The following is a 19,119-nucleotide window of genomic DNA, read 5'->3' on the forward strand; positions in this document are numbered from 1 at the left end:
GATCTAGGGTAAATATTCGCCATGCCCAGAGCGGGCCCGGTCACGGGAGCGTGGCGGGAACGGCGGGGCCCGACGGCCACCGCGGCCGGGACGATACGCGGCCATACAGATTCCGTTCAGGAAGGCCACTGTAGGTAGCTGTCTCGGCCATGGAGGTGAGCATGATGATCTGGGCGGCCGTTCCCATCCTGGTTCTCTCGGTCCTTGCCAGCGGACCCTTTCGCGACAGCCTCCCGGCCGTCGTCGAGAACATTGCCCAACTGACGGCGGTTCTCAGCCTCTTCGTTCTCGTCTGCCTGTTCGAGGACAGAGGGCACAACCGCGACAGCAGTCAATAAGGCGGCCTTCGGCCCGCCGATCGGAGACATTCCGGTCCGGACCCGATCAGACATCTCGAGACGCCCGGCCGTCGGGCGAACCCGCCTGGGATGAGCAAGACCGGAGGCCCGATATGTCGAGCCTCCTGGAGCTCCCGAAGGACGGTCTGAACCGCGCCGAGCCCTCCGTTCCTATGGCTGAGGTACTCCCCTCACGACATCCTCTGCCGCTTCATCACCTTGAAGATTCCAAAAGCAAAAGAGCCCGACGCATGCTTCGCTCGTGTATCACACGGGCGCCATCGCAACGGACCTCGATCACGGATATCAAACATTTAGTCCTCGATCAGGTAAGTGCCTGATTTACCTATAGCATTAATCCGTCCCTCAACGATCAGGCTCGGATATGCGCGTGACCCGGACGCCAAGAACGATTATCGTGCCGCCATGCTCATTCGCACCGCCCGCCCCGAAGACGCTCCCGCCGTCTGGTCAATCATCGAGCCGGTCATTCGCGCTGGCGAGACCTATACGCTTGACCGCGACATGACCGAGACGGACGCGCTGGCTTACTGGCTTGGCCCGGACAAGGAGACGTTCATAGCCGAGGAAGACGGGACGATCCTCGGCACCTACTACATGCGCCCGAACCAGGCAGGTGGTGGCAGTCACGTCTGCAACTGTGGCTTCATGACGAGTGCGGATGCGACTGGGCGTGGGGTGGCGAGGCGGATGTGCGAGCACGCGTTGGCGCACGCCCGCTCGCGCGGTTACCAGGGTATGCAGTTCAACTTCGTGGTGAGCACGAACGAGCGGGCGGTACGCCTCTGGCAAAAGCTCGGCTTTGAGATCGTCGGTCGGCTCCCTCTGGCCTTTCACCATCCGGTCCACGGCTACGTCGATGCGTTGGTGATGTTCCAGGCGCTTTGAGAACCGCTCCGCGCACGCATACAGCCCCGTCTCGCGCAACCATCCTTCGCTGAACCCCAGGGAGGGGCTCGAACCGCTTAAAGCACCGGTCTCAAGGTCACGGTAACGAGCCGGCAGGCGGCTTCGGCAGGGTGTGGAGCTGATGTTCTACTGCTATCATAGCAATCCCATCGGAGACATGTTGTGCTTTCAGGCATCGCCTTAGACCTTCTCGCGATCTCGGTTGGGACTCTTGGAATGTTGTGCCTGCTGGTTACTCTGTTCGGTCGGACGCCGCCAATCGTACCCTTTCAGGAACCGTTCGAGGCCGATGAAGCGGATGCCGCAGGCACTGACCCGAGGCCACCGTTCATCCCCATGCCCACCGATCTCAACACGCATGCTGAGATGGTCTCTTGGATGACGCGGGATCTTCCCAGCTTGATCGAAGAAGCGTCCAGGCGACCACACGACCACTGATCGGCCCGCACTTCCATGGCCCGTTACGGTGGGTCGCCCGGAACCGCTTGAGGGCAGCGTCAGCGATGGCGTGAAGGCGCTTGGCCTCATTGGGACCTCGCGTCTGGAGCGACATCTGGACCATGTCACCCACCGTCACCGAGACAAGCCCGTCCGCGAGGGGGAGCGTAACTATCGAACCTTTGAGGTGGCTGAGTAGGGCTCGTGGGGTTCGCTGTCGGAGATGCAGGATACCGGACTTCGAATCCTTCCAAGGACAGGCCGTCGAAAACGCCATGTGTGAGATCCCTGTGAGAGTAGGGACCACCCAAGAGCCTTGAAACTAAGGGTTTGTTATCTTGTACGGAGTTGCGCCAACTGAAAAGTTGGTGCCCAGGAGAGGACTCGAACCTCCACGGCTTTCACCACTGGTACCTGAAACCAGCGCGTCTACCAATTCCGCCACCTGGGCATGCCTGTTCGGCGAGGGTTCGTTTAAGGTGCTTCTCGGGGTTCGTCAATCACTGAAAATGCATCCGATGCGCTTTCTTGGCGCGACGCCCCTTCACAGGGGGACGGCGTTTGACTAGAGACATGGCTCAATTCATGGCCAAGTCATTGATCGGCATATTCTTGACTGGCCTGTCCCTTGAGCGGTCAGATGCTTGTGACCAGGAGGATCTCATGATCGGCGCCCTTCGCACGCCTGAGCAGCAAATTGTCACGGTCTTCGGCGGATCGGGCTTTCTCGGCCGCTTCGTGGTCAGCCTCCTGGCCAAGCGCGGCTACCGCGTGCTGATTCCCACCCGCCAGCCGAATCTCGCGAACTTCCTGCCCATGGGCAAGGTCGGGCAGGTTCACCCGATCCAGGCCAATATCCGCAATCCCGATTCGATCCGCCATGCGGTGATGCGGGCCGATCACGTGGTCAATCTCACAGGCATCCTGCAGGAAGGCGGCCGCCAGACCTTCGAGTCGGTCCATGTGCAGGCCCCGCGCCTCATTGCCGAGGCCGCCGAAAAGGCAGTGTCCTTCACCCATGTCTCGGCTCTCGGCGCCGATGCCCATTCCGAATCGGCCTATGCCCGCTCCAAGGCGGCCGGCGAGGAGAACCTCCTGAAGGTTCGGCCGGACGCGGTGATTGTGCGTCCCTCCCTCCTGTTCGGACCGGGCGACAGCTCCTTCAACCGGTTCGCGTCGCTCGCCCGCATGCTGCCCGTGCTGCCGCTGCCGGGCGCCGACACCCGCTTTCAGCCGGTCTATGCGGGCGACGTGGCCGAGGCCATCGTGCGCGCGGTGGACGGCGCCGTGAGGCCGGGCACCTACGAGCTCGGCGGCCCCGAGATCCGCACCCTCCGCCAGATCATGGAGTTCGTCTGCACGGTGACCGAGCGCAAGCGCGCTATCATCCCGGTTTCCAATGCGGCCGCCCGCTTCCAGGGCATGGTCATGGGCGCGCTCGATATGGTCACCCTCGGCCTTCTGCCGGACGAGTTCGTCACCACCCGCGACCAGGCGATCCTGCTCGAAACGGACAACGTGGTGTCCCAGGCAGCCGTTGCGGAAGGCCGCACCCTCGAGGGCATGGGCGTGACGCCCACCACCATCGAGGCCATCGTGCCGTCCTATCTCGTGCGCTTCCGCAAGACCGGTCAGTTCGACCTCAAGCGCAACAACGCCGCCTCCGCGACGCCCGATCTGCTGGCGCCACGATCAGGAGGCGCGGCGTCCGACTTCCACCCGGAGCGGGCCTCCGGCCCGGCCGTCGGCCAGCCGTCGAGCCATTAGGGCCTTGTGCAGATGGACCATCATCGCCACGCCGAAGATCGGGGTGATGAGGTTCAGAACCGGCACGAGAACGAGACACGCCAGAACGACCCCCGCGCCGAGCACCGTCCCCCTGTGTTCGGCGCGCAGGCGCTTTGCGTCCTCCGGGCCCCAGAAGCGCCCCGCCGCCAGCTCGAAATATTCCCGGCTCAGCAGATAGGCGTTGGCGGCGAAGAACACGCCGATATTGATCCCGGGCACGAACAGCAGGAGCAGGGCGACGAGGTTGACCGCCAGCGACAGGGCGGCAAAGCGCAGGCCGTAGAGAAGGGCCTTGCCGAAGGGCAGCGGCTGCCCCGGCGGATCGGCCGGGTAGCTCCCGCGCTCCACCACCTCGGCCACGTCGTCGAGAAAATAGCCCGCCACGAGGGCGGACACGGCGGGAAGCAGATAAGCGAGCGCGACGAAGAGGCCGAAGCCCGCCAGGAAGACCGCAAGGGTATCGAGAAACGGATAGGCCTCGCTCAGGTGATGGCCGGTCAGGAAGATGTCGAGAAGATGCGTCAGGCCGAGCCAGACCAGCGCCAGCAGCGCGACGGTCAGGCCGATGGACTTCCACAGGATGCGCCGGAGCGCCGGGGAGAACACATCGCGGGCCGCCGCCAAAACCGTCTGAATCAACATGTCTCTGTTCGTCTTTCCTGAAGAGCCGCCTCGCAGGACGAGGCGTGGCCTTTACTTATGAACGGACCTCTCGGATCGCGAGAGGGCGCAGGAAAATGGAAACGATCCGTGCCGAGCGATAGTCTCTCCCCGTCTCATGTCCCGCAGGAGCCCGACGTGGTGATCGTCGGGGCGGGCAGCGCCGGCATCGCCGCCGCGCGACGCCTGCTCGCTTCGGGCCTCACCGTCACGGTGCTGGAGGCGCGGGACCGGATCGGCGGGCGCGCCGTCACGCGCGCCTTCCGCGGGCATCCGCTGGATCTCGGCGCCCATTGGCTTCACGCCGGGCCGATCAACCCGCTCGTCAAGCTGGGTGTGCGGCGGGGCGAACCCCTGCGCCGTGCCCCGACGGACGGGCATTTCTACGTGCGCGGAAAGCCCGCAGGCTGCCTCCGGTCCGCGGCCCTCGACCGCGCCTTCGCCATGGCCGACCGCGCCATGACCCAAGCCGCGAAGGGCCCGGAGGATCAGGCCGCCGCGAAGGCCCTGCCGCCCGGCATGGGCCCCCAGGGCCGGCGCGTCTTCGATATCCACGGCCTCGTCTCCGGACGGCCGCTCGGCGAGGTGAGTCTGCATGACTTCCCGAGCATGGAATATGCCGACAACCTGTTCATCGCGGGTGGCCTCGGGAGCTATGTGGCGCGGCTCGGCCGGGATCTGCCGGTCCGCCTGCGGAGTCCGGTTCACGCCATCGACTGGTCGGGCCATGGCGTGCGGGTCGCGACGTCCACCGGATCTCTTCGGGCGAAAGCCGTTATCGTCACCACGCCCATGGCAGTCCTGCAGGCAGACGTGATCCGGTTCGCGCCCGCCCTGCCGCACCGTATCGAGGAGGCGATCCACGGATTCCGTCAGGGCGTCTACGAGCACGTGATCCTGCACTGGCCGGATGCGCCCTTCAAAGGCCCCGACCGGCTCGCGACGCTGACCGGTACACGCCGTACGCCGCCGGGCCTTCTCACCCGGATCGACGATACGCCCTTTCATTTCTTCGAGCTCGATCAGCCCCATGCGGCGCGCTTCGACGGACGCGACGCCGATGCGCCCGCGCGCTTCGCCCGGGATGTTCTGGCCGAGCATTTCGGGGCACGCGCGATCCGCAATCTCAGCGTCCCGCATGCCACCGCCTGGCACAACGACCCCTGGGCGCGCGCCTCCTGGGCCGTGGTGCCGCCGGGTCTCGCGCCCATTCGTGATGCCTTGAAGGCTCCCGTGGCCGAGCGGATCTGGTTCGCGGGCGAGGGGCTGTCGCGCGCCCAATGGGGCACGGCGGGAGGGGCCTGGGAAGAAGGCGAGAGGGCGGCCGGCGAAATCATCGCCGCTCTGCGGTTTGCCTGGCCGCAAGTCGGGAGTCGCTCGTAGCGATGCTATATTATGTTATGTTAAATCGTGATCCTCATCCTGGCTCAGGAGGAGTGGACTGTGCTTTTTCAATTGTATCTGTTTCTGACGGATCTGCCCGATGCGGTCTATGTCGCTGCATTCGTTCTCGCGATCGTTGCGGCTTTCACAGCCCGCAGACGCCTGTCCGGTAAAGTCCTCTTGATCGGCGTGTTGACCGTTGTCGCAGCCTGGATTCCTCTTCTCCTGATCGGTGCAACCGGCCTGGGAGGAAGCAATCCGGTAGGATTGGGGCTGCTGGCTTGGATCGGAAGCGGGCTGGGCCTTGTCGTGATTGTCGTAGGCCTGGTCCTGCGCGTCTGGGAACTCATCAAGCCCGTTTAGGAAATCTGTCGGGCAAGGGCCGCCGCCCGGAAGCGGATCACCCGGCGCCTCAAGACCTCACGATGACGGCAATCCCGTATCCAGGCGCTTGCGCACCCAAGCGAGGGCCTCGCCCAGGGTCGGGAAGACGGACGGCCGGGACGTCATGAGGATGCTGCAAGGGCCGAACCCTGCCTCCAGGAACCAGCCGCCGGTGCGTCGGGGACTGCCCGCGTTCTCCTCCTCCGAGACCTTGGCGAAGACGGCCACGAGATCGTCGTCGGAAAAGACGAGCCGCCCTTCATGGCCGCCGCCGTCGCTCAGGACGGAGACGGGCTCGAGGCGGAGATTTAGTGCGGATGGTCCCGGCATTTATCGATGATCGTACTGAAGGTTGAGATAGGTCGGCGTGAACTCGCCCACCGCTTCCAGCCGCTCCCAATCGAGAATCGTCAGGGCGTCGCCCTGCCATCGGATAAGGCCTTCCTTGCGCAGCTCCTGCAGCACGCGGTTCACATGTACGGTGGAAAGTCCCAGCGTGTCGCCGAGTTCCGCCTGGGTGAGGGGCAGCTGGATCGTATCGCGGTCCGTGCGGCCGACGGCCTTGAGCCGCAGGAAGAGCTCGCACATGAAATGCGCCATGTGGGCCGTGGCCGACAGGCGCCCCATGGTGGTGAGCCATTCCCGGTGGATGGCGCCGTCGATGAGCGTGTTGAGCCACAACAGCCGCGTGAGATGCGGATGTTCGTCGGTGATTCTCTCGAGCGCCGCATGGGGCACCATGGCGACGCGGCAGGGGGTGAGCGCCAGCACGCCGTGATCCATGGCTTTCAAGAGGAAACTGTGGAGGTCGACGAAATCGCCGGCGACGTGGATGGCCGTGATCTGGCGCCGCCCGTTGGAGAAGATCTTGTAGCGGGCGGCAAATCCGTCGAGGAGCAGGTTGCTCTCGGACGGGGTGGCCCCCTCATGCACGATGTCCTCGTCGGCCTCGACCACCCGAATGCGCGAAATAGAATTTTCGAGAACCCGCTTCTCGTCGTCCGAGAGCCGGTCGCGCTGTTCGAGTTTGAGGACGAAGGGATTGGTGGTCATGAAGACTTTTCAGAAGGAATGGAAGTTCCTTCTGGCCGTTTCCGGCCAAGTCCCGCACTCACATATGTTATATGACAGAGGCTTCTCGGCGGTCCTCGGTCAAAGCATGCTCGGCAGCACCCGATCCGGCGGCCTGTGGCCATCGATGAAAGCCTTGATATTGACGATCACCTTCTCGCCCATGGCGATGCGGCCCTCGACGGTGGCCGAACCCATATGGGGCAGCAGCACCACCTTGCCCTGCTTGGCGAGCCGCACGAGGCGGGGATTGACGGCGGGCTCCTCCTCGAACACGTCGAGGCCCGCGCCCGCAATGGCTCCGGATTCGATGAGCTTGGTGAGCGCGCCCTCGTCGATGATCTCGCCGCGCGCTGTGTTCACGAGAATGGCGTCGGGCTTCATCAGCTTGAGGCGCCGGGCGGAGAGCAGGTGGTAGGTCGCGGGCGTGTGCGGGCAGTTGACGGACACGATGTCCATACGCGCCAGCATCTGGTCGAGGGATTCCCAATAGGTCGCCTCGAGCTCCGCCTCGATCTTCGGCGGCACGTGGCGGCGGTTGTGATAGTGGATCGAGAGGCCGAAGGCCCGGGCCCTGCGGGCGAGCGCCTGGCCGATACGGCCCATGCCGACGATGCCGAGCCGCTTGCCGGTGATGCGCCGGCCCAGCATCCAGGTCGGCGACCAGCCGGCCCATTCCCCGTCGGGGATCACCCTCGCGCCCTCCGGGATGCGGCGGGCGACAGCCAGGATGAGCGCCATGGTCATGTCCGCCGTGTCTTCCGTGAGCACCCCGGGCGTATTGGTGACGGTGATGCCCTTCGCGACGGCGGCCGGTACGTCGATATTGTCGACGCCGTTCCCGAAATTGGCGATCAGCTTGAGCTGGGGCCCTGCCTGCTCCAGCAGCGCGGCGTCGATCTCGTCCGTGATGGTGGGCACGAGCACGTCCGCCACGCGAATCGCCTCGGTCAGCTCCTCGCGGGCGAGAGGCTTGTCCTCGAGATTGAGGCGGGTGTCGAACAATTCGCGCAGCCGCGTTTCGACAACGTCCGGAAGGCGGCGGGTGACGACGACGACAGGTCTCTTTTTCATTGCTGCAGCAATCTCCCGCGTCAGAACGGCCCGGTTTTCGGGCGGGTTTTCACGGTCCCTTAACCCTGCTCCGGCCACAAAGGCGACGAGCCGCCGCGTGGCGGCTCAAGCCAAGCTTCTCTATCAGAGGCTTGGACAGACACAAAGTCGCCGAGAGAGTTTCCATGCGCAAGATCGCCGCCGTCATTGCCGCTTTCCTTCTCAGCGCAGTGTCGGCCGAGGCGCAGCAGCCGCCCGGCGGACGCCTCGGCACCGGCCTGCCGGTGCCGCGCTTCGTGAGCCTGAAGACCGACCGCGTGAACCTGCGCGAGGGTCCCTCCAAGGATCACCGGACGGCTTGGGTGTTCCAGCGCGCGGGCCTGCCTGTCGAGATCGTCGCCGAATACGAGACCTGGCGGCGCATCCGCGATTCGGAGGGTACCGAAGGCTGGGTTCTGCACTCCCTTCTGTCCGGACGGCGCACGGCCCTCGTCATGCCCTGGGCCAAGAAAGGCGAGGCGCCGATCGGCCTTCTCGACCGGCCGGATGACAAGGGAGGTGTCGTCGCCCAGATGCAGCCGGGCGTGATCACCAACGTAAAGGCCTGCGACGGCAAATGGTGCCGCGTCATGATCAGCATGGATCGCGCGCGGGACCTCGACGGCTACGTGCAGCAGGAGAAGCTCTGGGGCGTCTATCCCAACGAGCAGATCGAATAGGCTCCAAAGCGGCGCGCCTGGACCGCCTTTTCCGATTTATCAAGAATTCCCTGTCTTCAGTAATAGAGTATCATCTTTTGTCTCCGGATCCTGATGCATGTCCGTCAACTTAGGCTTCAAGCTCCTGCCGATCCTCGCGGCAATCCTCGGCGTCGCCTCCCTGGTGGTGCCGCGTTTTCTCAATATCTTCGTTGCGGTCTTCCTGATCGCCTATGCGCTGGTTCAGTACGGCTTCATCCGCTGAAGGAGCCTCAAAGGGCCCTCTGGCGCGCGAGGACACGTCCTCCGAACAGGTTGAGGGCGAGGCCCGCCAGGATCACCGCGCCGCCGAGGGCCTCGACGGGCTGCATCGCCTCGCCCAGGACGAGCGCGGAGCCGAGAATGCCCGCCACCGGCACGAGCAGGGCGAAGGGTGTCACGGTCGCGGCCGGGTGCCGGGAGAGCAGATAGGCCCAGACCCCGAAGGCGAAGACCGTGGTGGGATAGGCGAGATAGGCCACGGCGCCCCAGGTGCCTAGGTTCATGGCGGTCAGGGCGGAGGCGACCTGCGCGGGCCCGTCGAGCAGAAGCGACAACCCGAGCAGCGGCAGGGGCGCGACGAGGCTCGCCCAGACGATATAGCCGAGCATGTCGACCCGCCCCGCGCGCTTCGACACGATGTTCGCCACGGCCCAGGCGGCCGCGGCCGCCACCGTCATGAGAAACGGCCCGGCCCCGCTGCCGGACAGGCGCGGCACGGCGATGACGAGAAGGCCGCAGAAGCCGACGAGGCCGCCCGCGATCTGGTAAAGCCCGGGCCGCTCGTTCATGACGAGGGCCGCGAAGAGGATCGTGAAGAAGACCTGCGCCTGCATGACGAGAGAGGCGAGGCTCGCCGGCATGCCGAAGGCGATAGCGGCAAAAAGCAGCCCGAACTGCGCGACGCCGAGGAAGAAGCCGTAGGCCACCACGTTCCCGAGGGACGCCTTGGGGCGAGGAACGAAGAAGACCGCCGGAACGGCCGCGAAGAAGAAGCGCAGGGCACAGAGCAGCAGGGGCGGCACCGCGCCCACGCCGAGCTTGATCACGACGAAGCTCAGGCCCCAGATGACGGCGACGAGAATGGCGGCAAGGCTATGAACGGGCGGCATGACAGGAGCTCCGGGCCGCCGGTCATATACCCTACGCGAATGCTTTTCGAGCGCTCTTTAAGACGATTTGCGGCGAAGCCGCACGATGACCTCGACGCCGGCCACTTCCATCCCCTCCGGGGGGGCGGGCAGGTCGGCTACGCTCACGCCGGAGATGGGCATGTCCACGAGCTCGCCCTCTTCCTCGAGGAAGAAATGGTGATGCTCGGTGGGGTTGGTGTCGAAATAGGCTTTCGACCCGTCGACGGCCAGCTGGCGCAGGAGGCCGGCTTCCGTGAACTGGTGCAGGGTGTTGTAGACGGTGGCCAGGGACACGGGCACGCGGGCGCGGCTCGCCTCCTCGAAGAGGATCTCGGCCGTGATGTGCCGGTCGCCCTTACCGAACAGAAGCCAGCCCAGCGATACCCGCTGGCGGGTGGGCCGCAGACCGACGCGGCGAAGCTTGTCGCGCAGCTCGGACAGGGGGCAACCCCTCCGGTGGGCCGGAGCCGTGGTGGACTCGATATAGGCGGACAAAGGATCGGTCATCATCGGAACTGTTTGCGGGAACGAGCGCTTCTATCATTACAATCATAGGAAAGCGAGGGGGGCGCCGCAAGGTGCTCCGCGGTCGCGCTTAAGGAATGATCCTTAAGACCTGCGTGGCAAAAGAATTGCTGCGTGGCGTCCCGGGTCCCTTTGATGGAGGGCCAAGCCTGTGCTACCAGAGCTCCCGTCGAAGGCCTGGGGACCCGCCCTCAGGCCGCTTTTTGAGAACGCGATGAAAGGATCGGCACCCCGGATGGCCCGCCAGTCCAGCTTTAATTACGAAGAGCTCCTCGCCTGCGGGCGCGGAGAATTGTTCGGCCCCGGCAATGCGCAGCTGCCGCTGCCTCCCATGCTGATGTTCGATCGCATCACCTCCATCGGCGAGGACGGCGGCGAATACGGCAAGGGCCATGTGCGCGCCGAGCTCGACATCCGTCCGGATCTCTGGTTCTTCCCCTGCCATTTCCACGGCGACCCCGTCATGCCGGGATGCCTGGGACTGGATGCTCTCTGGCAGCTGACCGGCTTCTTCCTGGGGTGGGGCGGCTCGCCGGGCCGTGGCCGGGCGCTGGGCGTCGGCGAGGTGAAGTTTTCCGATCAGGTCCTGCCCACCGTGAAGAAAGTGGTCTACGGCGTGGACCTCAAGCGCGTGTTCCGGTCCAAGCTGGTGCTCGGCATCGCCGACGGCTGGCTCGAAGCCGATGGACGGCGCATCTACGAGGCCAAGGACATGCGCGTCGGCCTCTTCCAGGCCGAGACCCCGGCAGGCGGCTGAGTCCCGGCAGGTTCGGGCGGACGCAACGTCACCACACTCATCATGTTGACAAAACGTGATCTTTTTTAAAGAACCGACCCCGCCGCGCTCGGCGGGGGCATCGGATTCGACGGATCAATTCCCGATCCCCGCCGGCTCGCGGTTGAGAATGAGCCGGTCAGGCCTTACGTGTTGGGACACAAGGCTGGCATCCAAGATCCTATGAAGAGGTAGGCTATGAGGCGCGTCGTCGTCACCGGAATGGGCATCGTTTCGTCCATCGGCAACAACACGCAGGAGGTGCTTGCCTCTTTGCGCGAAGCAAAGTCGGGCATTGCGAAGGCCGAGGATTACGAGAAGTTCGGTTTCCGCTGCCAGGTGCACGGGGCCCCGCAGATCGATGTGGAATCCCTCGTCGACCGCCGTGCCATGCGCTTCCACGGCCGTGGCACCGCCTGGAACCACGTGGCCATGGATCAGGCGATCCGTGATTCGGGGCTCGAGGACGGCGACGTCTCCAACGAGCGCACCGGCATCATCATGGGATCGGGCGGCCCCTCCACCCGCGTGATCGTGGAAGCCGCCGACATCACCCGCGACAAGGGCCCCAAGCGCATCGGCCCCTTCGCCGTGCCCAAGGCCATGTCCTCCACGGCGTCCGCGACGCTCGCCACCTGGTTCAAGATCAAGGGCGTGAACTATTCCATCTCGTCGGCCTGCGCGACCTCCAACCACTGCGTCGGCAACGCCTACGAGATGATCCAATACGGCAAGCAGGACGTGATGTTCGCCGGCGGCTGCGAGGATCTGGATTGGACCCTGTCCAACCTCTTCGACGCCATGGGCGCCATGTCCACCAAGTACAACGACACGCCCGCCAGGGCCTCGCGCGCCTATGACGCCAACCGCGACGGCTTCGTGATCGCCGGCGGCGCGGGCGTGCTGGTGCTCGAGGAGCTTGAGCACGCCAAGGCTCGCGGCGCCAAGATCTACGGCGAGATCGTGGGCTACGGCATGACCTCCGACGGCTACGACATGGTGGCGCCCTCGGGCGAGGGCGCGGTGCGCTGCATGCGCATGGCGCTCAAGGACGTGCACAACCCCATCGACTACATCAACCCGCATGCCACCTCGACTCCGGTCGGCGACCAGAAGGAGATCGAGGCGATCCGCGAGGTGTTCGGCTCCGGCGACAAGTGCCCGCCGATCTCGGCCACCAAGTCGCTGACCGGCCACTCGCTCGGCGCCACCGGCGTGCAGGAGGCGATCTATTCCCTTCTGATGATGCAGAACGGCTTCATCTGCGAGAGCGCCCATATCGACGAGATCGATCCGGCCTTCGCCGACATGAACATCGTCCGCAAGCGCATCGACGATGCCAGGATGGATACGGTCCTGTCGAACTCGTTCGGCTTCGGCGGCACCAACGCCACGCTCGTCTTCAGCCGTTATAACGGATAAGACGTCATAAACCTGAGACAGCGCCGTGCGATGTCCCCACGCCTGAAGGGGATCTCGCATGGACACGCTCATTGAAATGAAGACCAAGGCTCCGGATGCACGATTTGCTAACGATCGGCATCCGACACTGGAGCCGACGCATAGGGGGACCCGAATGGGCGGTCTGATGCAAGGTAAGCGCGGCCTCATCATGGGTGTCGCGAACGACCATTCCATTGCCTGGGGAATCGCCAAGGCCCTGGCGTCGCAGGGCGCGGAGCTCGCCTTCACCTATCAGGGCGAGGCGCTGGGCAAGCGCGTGACGCCGCTGGCCCAGTCCCTGGGTTCGGACCTCGTGGTCCCCTGCGACGTGGAGGATCTCGCCTCGGTCGACGCCGCGTTCGAGGCCATCGACGGACGCTGGGACTCCCTCGACTTCGTGGTCCACGCCATCGGCTTCTCGGACAAGTCGCAGCTCAAGGGCCCCTACACCGAGGTCACGACCCGCGAGAACTTCTCGCGCACCATGGTGATTTCCTGCTTCTCCTTCACGGAGGTCGCGCAGCGCGCGGCCAAACGCATGAGGAACGGCGGCTCGCTCCTCACCCTGACCTATGGCGGTTCGACCCGCGTGATGCCCAATTACAACGTCATGGGCGTGGCCAAGGCGGCCCTCGAGGCGTCCGTGCGCTATATCGCCAACGACCTCGGACCGGCCGGCATCCGCTGCAACGCCATCTCGGCCGGGCCCGTGCGCACGCTGGCCGGCGCCGGCATCGCCGATGCGCGGCTGATGTTCACCTATCAGAAGGCCCATGCGCCGCTTCGCCGGAACATCACCATCGAGGACGTCGGAGGCGCGGCCCTCTACATGCTCTCCGACCTGTCCTCGGGCGTCACCGGGGAAATCCACTACGTGGATTCCGGCTACAACATCATCTCCATGCCGCGCCCCGAGGTGCTCAAGGCCCAGGACGCCGCCGGCGTGACGGGCGAGGACGCTTAAAGGCGCATTCACAGCCGGTTCAGGACAACTCGTCTAGTGCCGCCCGCTTCGCCGGGCGGCATTGTCGTTTCGCGCATCGCGCCGTGACTTTTCCTGACTAAGGGCGTTCCCGGAAGAACCCCCTCTCATGACCGAAGGCTTGCGAATGAGTCCCGAACCGCGACTCTCCTCCGTTCCCGATCTTCGCAAACCCACCGGTTCGTTCCGTCTCGTCGGCCTGGCGGCGGTCCTCGGCTGCCTGACAGGCGTCGCCGTCGCCGGAATCCAGAGTTTCGTCATCTTTGCCCAGCGGGCGACCTTAGGGTTCGCCGCCGAACGGCGGATCGTGCTGCCCGACCACGCATCCTATCTGCGCATCGCGCTGGCGCTCATCGGCAGCGCGCTCCTCGTCACCGTTCTGACGCGGCTGCTCTCCCGCTGGAAGACCAGGGAGCCCATCGACGCCGTGGAGGCCAACGCGCTCAGCGGCGGGACCATGAGCTGGTTCGATGCGGTGGGCGTCGTCATCCCGATTCTGGCATCCGTGTCGTTCGGGGCCTCGGTGGGCATCGAGGCCGCCGTGACCCAGCTCGGCGCGGTGCTCGCCAGCCGCATCGGGCGGCGACTGGGACGGCCGCGCTCGGACCTGCGCCTTCTGGTGGGTGCAGGCTCGGCCGCAGCCATCGCGGCCGCCTATCGCGCACCGATCGCCGGCATGCTCTACGCCTATGAGCTCGTCCTCGGCACCTATACCAAGCGGACGCTGGCGCCCATCGGACTTGCGGCCATCTGCGCAGTGATCACCATGTGGCTGCTCACCGGACAGGCGAAGCCTTTCAACCTGCCGCTGGAGACCCAGGCGTCGTGGTCCGATTTTCCGCTCGCCCTGGCGATCGGGCTTCTGGCCGCTCTGTTCGGCATCGGGGTCATGCTGCTCGTGACCATTCTCGAGCGCCTGTTCAAGCGCCTGTTTCCGGGCCATGCGATGCGCCGCGCCGTGGCCGGTCTGCTTCTCACGGCTCTGGCGATCCGGTTTCCCGCCGTGCTGGGCAGCGGCCATGCGGCGGTCGAGCATGCCGTGAACGGCGACATCGCCGGACGCCACGCCCTGGGCCTTCTCGGCGCCAAGACCGTCGCGTCGGCGGCAAGCCTCGGCAGCGGTTTCCGGGGCGGCCTCTTCAGCGCCTCGCTGCTCCTGGGTGCGCTTCTCGGACAATGCGTCGCCTGGATCGTCCCCTTCTTCCCGGGCGTGCCGCCCGTGAGCCCCACGCTCTGCGCCGTCATCGGCATGGCCTCGGTCGGCGCGAGCATCATCGGCAGCCCTCTGACCATGATCTTTCTCGTGCTCGAAACCACGGGCGATTACGATGCGGCCATCGTGGTGGCCATCGGGGCGGTGGCGGCTTCCTTTCTGACCGACCGGCTCTTCGGCTATTCCTTCGCGACCTGGCGCTTCCAGCAGCGCGGGCTCGCCATCGAGGGCGGGCACGACGTATCGCGCCTCGCAGCCTCGCCGATCTCCGGCATCATCAAGCCGCCCAAGCGCTCGATCGCCGCCAATGCGGAGCTGGACGACGTCCTGCGGGCGATCTCGACCGCCGGGGCCCGCGGCACAGCCGTCTATCAGCATGACGGCTCCTTCACGGGCCTGATCGATCCGCGCCTGGTGGAGGCGATCGAGGGGGAGGACGTCCAGTTGCCCGTCGTCGCGGCGGAGCTCGTCTATGAAACCAACCCGGTCGTGACGCCCCGGACCAATCTGGCCGAGCTGGTCGACATCTTCCGCAACGATGACCGCGCGACGGTCGCCGTGATGGACCAGACCGACAGCCGCGCCCTCGTCGGCGTCGTGCGCGCCCGCGACGCCTACGCGCTGGCGTCGCACATCCTCGACATGCAGCGGCGCGAGGACCTCGGCATCGCCAAGTGAGGCCGCCCAGCCGTCCTTTCACAAGTGCATGAGCGCGGGAAGCTTGGCCTTGCTCCCGACACGATCGGACGGCACCAGGGGCCTTCCGTTTCGAGAGTTGCTTTCATGATCCTGTCCCGCCGCACGCTTCTGGCCGGCCTCGCTGCTTCCGGCACCGGTCTCCCCGCCTTCGCCCAGTCCGCGCCCGAGCCGCAGATGGTTCCGGTCGAGCTCGTCGAGGACGCGCTGGCCCTGCCCTCCGCCGTCAGGATCGGGCATCCGCACGGCGACGTGATCATGGTCGAATATTTCGATTACAATTGCCCCTGGTGCCGAAAGTCGGCCGCCGACCTGCCCGCGCTCCTCGAGGCCGAGCCCGAACTCACCTATGTGCTCGTGAACTTCGCGGTCCTCGGCATCCCGTCCGTCACGGCCACGAAGGCCGCCCTCGCCTATCTCCAGGTCTACGGCCCCGGGCGCTACCTGCCGCTCCACCTCGCTCTCTTCAAGCTGAAGGGAGCCGTCGACGGCGGGCGGGCGCTGAAGGAGATCGAACGCCTGGGAGGCGATACCGCGCGCCTGGAGGAGGTCGCGAATGCCGACCGGACCACCCAATGGATGAGGGATGCGTTCAAGATCGGCGATTCGCTGGGCTTCACCGCCACCCCCTCCTACCTCGTCGCGACGGAAGCCTATGTGGGCGGGATAACGCTCGCCCAGAAGCGCGAGGCGATTGCGCGCGCGAGGGGATAGCATCCTCCCCTCGTCCCAGACCCGCCATGAACGGCCGTGAGGACGTTCACCGTCACCATTTCTTAGACATTCGCCGCGGAAGCGTTTAAGCGCGACTCTGCCCATGTCGCTCATCCGCTCCTCCCTTTTGGTCGGCTTCGGCTCGATCGCCTCGCGCATTCTCGGCTTCGTCCGGGACATGCTGTTCGCGCAGGCGCTCGGCGCGGGACCCGTCGCGGATGCGTTTCTCACCGCCTTTCGCCTGCCGAACCTCGTGCGGCGCATCGTCGGCGAGGGCGGGCTCAACCCGGCCCTCGTTCCGCACCTGAGCCGCCTGGAGCCGGAAGAGGCCGCCGAGGCGGCCGGCGACGTGATCGGCGTCTTCGCCCTCGCGCTTCTCGGCCTCAGCGCCCTCGTCGAGATCGGCGCGGGCCCCTTGGCTTTCCTTCTCGCTCCGGGCCTTCACGCCGATGGGGAGACTCTGGCACTGGCGGCCCTCTACACGCGCCTGTCCTTTCCCATCGTATTGGGGGTGACGCTCTCCTCCGTGGCGGCCGCGATCCTCAACATGCGCGGTCGCTATGGGGCGACGGCGCTCGCGCCCCTTGCGGTCAATGCCGGACTGATCCTGACGCTCGTGGCGCTGGAGACCGCCTTCGCCCTACCCCTCGACGCCAAGGCGGCCTGGTTGTCGGGGGCGTCGAGCCTCGCAGGCTTCCTTCAGCTCGCCGCAATGCTGGTCGCGCTGCGGCGGGGCCGGGAAACGCTCGTGCGCTTCCGCAGGCCGCGCTGGTCCCCGGGCCTGCGAAATCTGCTCCTGGCAGGCTTCCCGGCACTCGTCGCCAGCGGCGCCGTGCAGCTTTTCCTGCTGGCGGGAACCCAGATGGCCTCCTTCTGGGCGTCCGGCATCTCCTGGCTTTATTACGCCGACCGGGTGATGCAGCTGCCGCTCGGACTCATGGCGGCCCTGGGCGCCAGCGTCCTGCTGCCGGAGCTCGCCCGGCACCATCGCGCGGGTGAAACGGACGCGATCGTGTCGGCCCAGCACCGGGCGCTCGAAATGGCCCTGCTGCTGGCCCTGCCGGCCAGCGCGGCCCTGCTGATCCTGGCTTTCCCGATCACGGTCGTTCTCTTCCAGCGGGGGGCCTTCCAACCCTCGGATTCCGCCGGAACCGCGCTGGTGCTCGCGGCCTTGAGCCTCGGCCTGCCCTTCGCCACCGCCGCCAAGGTGCTGAGCCAGACCCTGTTCGCGCGCGGAGCTCTGCGCAAGACGGTCGCCGCCGCCGGGCTCGGCATCGTCACGACGGTCGCAGGAGGCGCGCAGCTCGCGTCCTTCTGGGGGCCTGCCGGAATTGCCCTCGGCATCAGCCTGGGCTGTGTCGCCCACGTCCTCGCGATGATCTGGTTGCTGGCCCGAATCGGCTTGTGGCACCCCGACCGCCGCTTCCTCGCGCGCCTTCTGCGCATCGGTCTCTCGGCCGCCCTCATGAGCCTGGCCCTCTGGGGAGCAAAAGGGTTCCTCGGGCCCATGGGTCCCGCAGCCCTGGCGGGCCTGTGTCTCGGCGGCCTTGGCGTTTATGCCCTCGCGGCATGGCTGACCGGCGCGGTGACCCGTGACGACCTGACCCGGTTCCGTTAAACGCTTGCATCGTGGCGCGGCCCTGTCATAACCGCGCCGCAACGCAATAAGGGAAACAACGCGGCCGGCGTCCAACCCGGTCCGGCGTAGGAGTGCAAGACGATGGCGCAGTTCAAGGAGCTGGTTTTCTCAGGCATGCAGCCGACGGGGAACCTGCATCTCGGCAACTATCTCGGCGCGATGATCCGATGGATCGAACTCCAGAAGACGATGGAATGCATCTATTGCGTCGTCGACATGCACGCCATCACCGTCTGGCAGGACCCGGCCGACCTGAAGCGCCAGATCCGCGAGGTGACAGCCGCCTATCTCGCCGCCGGCCTCGACCCGAAGAAGAGCATCATCTTCAACCAGAGCCAGGTGTACCAGCACGCGGAGCTCGCCTGGGTGTTCAACTGCGTCGCGCGCATCGGCTGGATGAACCGCATGACGCAGTTCAAGGAGAAGGCCGGCAAGGACCGCGAGAACGCCTCGCTCGGCCTCTATGCCTATCCGAGCCTGATGGCCGCCGACATCCTGGTCTACCGCGCCACGCACGTGCCGGTGGGCGAGGACCAGAAGCAGCATCTCGAGCTGACCCGCGACGTGGCGCAGAAGTTCAACAACGACTATGCCGCCTCGATCGCCGAGAACGGCCATGGCGACGCCTTCTTCCCGCTCACCGAGCCCATGATCCAGGGCCCGGCCACCCGCGTCATGTCGCTGCGCGACGGATCGAAGAAGATGTCGAAGTCGGACCCGTCCGACTATTCCCGCATCAACCTCACGGACGATGCCGACACCATCGCCCAGAAGGTCCGCAAGGCGAAGACGGATCCCGAGCCTCTGCCCTCCGAGATCGAAGGCCTGAAAGGCCGTCCCGAGGCGGAGAACCTGGTCGCCATCTACGCGGCGCTCACCGGCATGACGGCGGAAGACGTGCTGCGCGACCACGGCGGCGGACAGTTCTCCGGCTTCAAGGCGGCTCTGGTGGACGTGGCGGTAACGAAGCTCGCTCCGATTGCCGAGGAGATGCGCCGTCTCATGGACGATCCCGGCCATATCGACGCGATTCTCATCGACGGTTCGAACCGCGCCCGGGTGATCGCCGCCCAGACCATGGACGCGGTGAGGGACATCGTAGGCTTCGTTCGGGCCCGCTGAACGCGACCCGGTGGTCCGCTCCGGACCACCGGGTCAATCCCACAGGGGCAGGTCGATAAAGGGCAAGCCCGCTTTTCACATCCGATGCTCCAACA

At 65.8% G+C, this 19,119-nt stretch carries 20 protein-coding genes and 1 tRNA gene; 14 read left to right on the forward strand and 7 right to left on the reverse strand.

Annotation, left to right across the window (positions count from 1 at the left end; all coding sequences use genetic code 11):
* Positions 1-161 precede the first annotated feature (161 nt).
* Both AB8841_RS28935 and AB8841_RS28940 read left to right on the forward strand, forming a co-directional pair.
* Complete coding sequence (locus tag AB8841_RS28935) at positions 162-338, forward strand: hypothetical protein (RefSeq protein WP_370439187.1); 177 nt, start codon at positions 162-164, stop codon at positions 336-338.
* 426 nt (positions 339-764) lie between these two features.
* Positions 765-1,247 (forward strand): N-acetyltransferase family protein, encoded by a 483-nt coding sequence (locus AB8841_RS28940; protein WP_370439188.1) that lies wholly within the window; start codon positions 765-767, stop codon positions 1,245-1,247.
* Positions 1,248-2,072: 825 nt separating this feature from the next.
* On the opposite strand, the gene AB8841_RS28945 is transcribed toward AB8841_RS28940, so the two are convergent.
* Positions 2,073-2,157: transfer RNA gene (locus AB8841_RS28945), tRNA-Leu, on the reverse strand.
* A gap of 212 nt (positions 2,158-2,369) precedes the next feature.
* Here AB8841_RS28945 and AB8841_RS28950 point away from each other — a divergent pair.
* Positions 2,370-3,473 (forward strand): complex I NDUFA9 subunit family protein, encoded by a 1,104-nt coding sequence (locus AB8841_RS28950; RefSeq protein WP_370439189.1) that lies wholly within the window; start codon positions 2,370-2,372, stop codon positions 3,471-3,473.
* Here AB8841_RS28950 and AB8841_RS28955 read toward each other — a convergent pair.
* On the reverse strand, positions 3,399-4,136 hold the full coding sequence (locus tag AB8841_RS28955; RefSeq protein ID WP_370439190.1) for a sulfate transporter family protein: 738 nt from the start codon (positions 4,134-4,136) through the stop codon (positions 3,399-3,401). The two genes, AB8841_RS28950 and AB8841_RS28955, sit on opposite strands and share 75 nt — an antisense overlap.
* A 57-nt stretch (positions 4,137-4,193) precedes the next feature.
* Between AB8841_RS28955 and AB8841_RS28960 the strand changes: the two genes are divergently transcribed.
* Both AB8841_RS28960 and AB8841_RS28965 read left to right on the forward strand, forming a co-directional pair.
* Entirely contained in the window at positions 4,194-5,537 is a 1,344-nt protein-coding gene (locus AB8841_RS28960; RefSeq protein ID WP_370439191.1) for a flavin monoamine oxidase family protein, read from the forward strand.
* A 60-nt stretch (positions 5,538-5,597) separates the two neighbouring features.
* The gene (locus AB8841_RS28965) at positions 5,598-5,900 is read left to right on the forward strand and encodes a hypothetical protein (RefSeq protein ID WP_370439192.1); all 303 of its coding nucleotides are present in this window, start codon (positions 5,598-5,600) and stop codon (positions 5,898-5,900) included.
* A gap of 57 nt (positions 5,901-5,957) precedes the next feature.
* Here AB8841_RS28965 and AB8841_RS28970 read toward each other — a convergent pair whose 3' ends face one another.
* From AB8841_RS28970 to AB8841_RS28980, 3 genes are all read right to left on the reverse strand, one after another.
* Complete coding sequence (locus AB8841_RS28970) at positions 5,958-6,251, reverse strand: hypothetical protein (RefSeq protein WP_370439193.1); 294 nt, start codon at positions 6,249-6,251, stop codon at positions 5,958-5,960.
* Positions 6,252-6,974 (reverse strand): Crp/Fnr family transcriptional regulator, encoded by a 723-nt coding sequence (locus AB8841_RS28975; protein ID WP_370439194.1) that lies wholly within the window; start codon positions 6,972-6,974, stop codon positions 6,252-6,254.
* A gap of 99 nt (positions 6,975-7,073) precedes the next feature.
* Positions 7,074-8,066: a 2-hydroxyacid dehydrogenase gene (locus AB8841_RS28980; protein ID WP_370439195.1), complete on the reverse strand. Its 993-nt coding sequence runs from the start codon at positions 8,064-8,066 to the stop codon at positions 7,074-7,076.
* Between the two features lie 164 nt (positions 8,067-8,230).
* On the opposite strand from AB8841_RS28980, the gene AB8841_RS28985 reads away from it, so the two are divergent.
* Both AB8841_RS28985 and AB8841_RS28990 read left to right on the forward strand, forming a co-directional pair.
* Positions 8,231-8,764 (forward strand): SH3 domain-containing protein, encoded by a 534-nt coding sequence (locus AB8841_RS28985; protein WP_370439196.1) that lies wholly within the window; start codon positions 8,231-8,233, stop codon positions 8,762-8,764.
* Positions 8,765-8,861: 97 nt separating this feature from the next.
* On the forward strand, positions 8,862-9,008 hold the full coding sequence (locus tag AB8841_RS28990) for a DUF3096 domain-containing protein (RefSeq protein WP_370439197.1): 147 nt from the start codon (positions 8,862-8,864) through the stop codon (positions 9,006-9,008).
* A 7-nt stretch (positions 9,009-9,015) separates the two neighbouring features.
* Here the strand turns inward: AB8841_RS28990 and AB8841_RS28995 are convergent, their stop codons facing one another.
* Together AB8841_RS28995 and irrA are read right to left on the reverse strand one after the other, a co-directional pair.
* A complete protein-coding gene (locus tag AB8841_RS28995) occupies positions 9,016-9,894 on the reverse strand; it encodes an EamA family transporter (protein ID WP_370439198.1) in 879 nt (292 codons plus the stop codon).
* 57 nt (positions 9,895-9,951) lie between these two features.
* A complete protein-coding gene (gene irrA / locus AB8841_RS29000; RefSeq protein WP_370439396.1) occupies positions 9,952-10,422 on the reverse strand; it encodes an iron response transcriptional regulator IrrA in 471 nt (156 codons plus the stop codon).
* Between the two features lie 253 nt (positions 10,423-10,675).
* Here irrA and fabA point away from each other — a divergent pair, with 253 nt between their 5' ends.
* The 7 genes from fabA (at position 10,676) to trpS (ending at position 19,024) form a co-directional block, all read left to right on the forward strand.
* A complete protein-coding gene (fabA, locus tag AB8841_RS29005) occupies positions 10,676-11,197 on the forward strand; it encodes a 3-hydroxyacyl-[acyl-carrier-protein] dehydratase FabA (RefSeq protein WP_370439199.1) in 522 nt (173 codons plus the stop codon).
* A gap of 216 nt (positions 11,198-11,413) precedes the next feature.
* Positions 11,414-12,637: a beta-ketoacyl-ACP synthase I gene (gene fabB / locus AB8841_RS29010; RefSeq protein ID WP_370439200.1), complete on the forward strand. Its 1,224-nt coding sequence runs from the start codon at positions 11,414-11,416 to the stop codon at positions 12,635-12,637.
* Positions 12,638-12,791: 154 nt separating this feature from the next.
* Complete coding sequence (gene fabI, locus AB8841_RS29015) at positions 12,792-13,622, forward strand: enoyl-ACP reductase FabI (RefSeq protein ID WP_370439201.1); 831 nt, start codon at positions 12,792-12,794, stop codon at positions 13,620-13,622.
* A 145-nt stretch (positions 13,623-13,767) separates the two neighbouring features.
* Complete coding sequence (locus AB8841_RS29020) at positions 13,768-15,531, forward strand: chloride channel protein (protein WP_370439202.1); 1,764 nt, start codon at positions 13,768-13,770, stop codon at positions 15,529-15,531.
* A 105-nt stretch (positions 15,532-15,636) separates the two neighbouring features.
* Entirely contained in the window at positions 15,637-16,263 is a 627-nt protein-coding gene (locus AB8841_RS29025; RefSeq protein ID WP_370439203.1) for a thioredoxin domain-containing protein, read from the forward strand.
* A gap of 103 nt (positions 16,264-16,366) precedes the next feature.
* The gene (gene murJ / locus AB8841_RS29030) at positions 16,367-17,881 is read left to right on the forward strand and encodes a murein biosynthesis integral membrane protein MurJ (protein ID WP_370439204.1); all 1,515 of its coding nucleotides are present in this window, start codon (positions 16,367-16,369) and stop codon (positions 17,879-17,881) included.
* Between the two features lie 102 nt (positions 17,882-17,983).
* Positions 17,984-19,024, forward strand: coding sequence for a tryptophan--tRNA ligase (gene trpS, locus AB8841_RS29035; protein WP_370439205.1), 1,041 nt, complete (start codon positions 17,984-17,986; stop codon positions 19,022-19,024).
* Positions 19,025-19,119: the final 95 nt, after the last annotated feature.

It is taken from the genome of Microvirga sp. TS319 (genome assembly GCF_041276405.1).
In the GTDB taxonomy this organism is placed as follows: Bacteria; Pseudomonadota; Alphaproteobacteria; order Rhizobiales; family Beijerinckiaceae; genus Microvirga.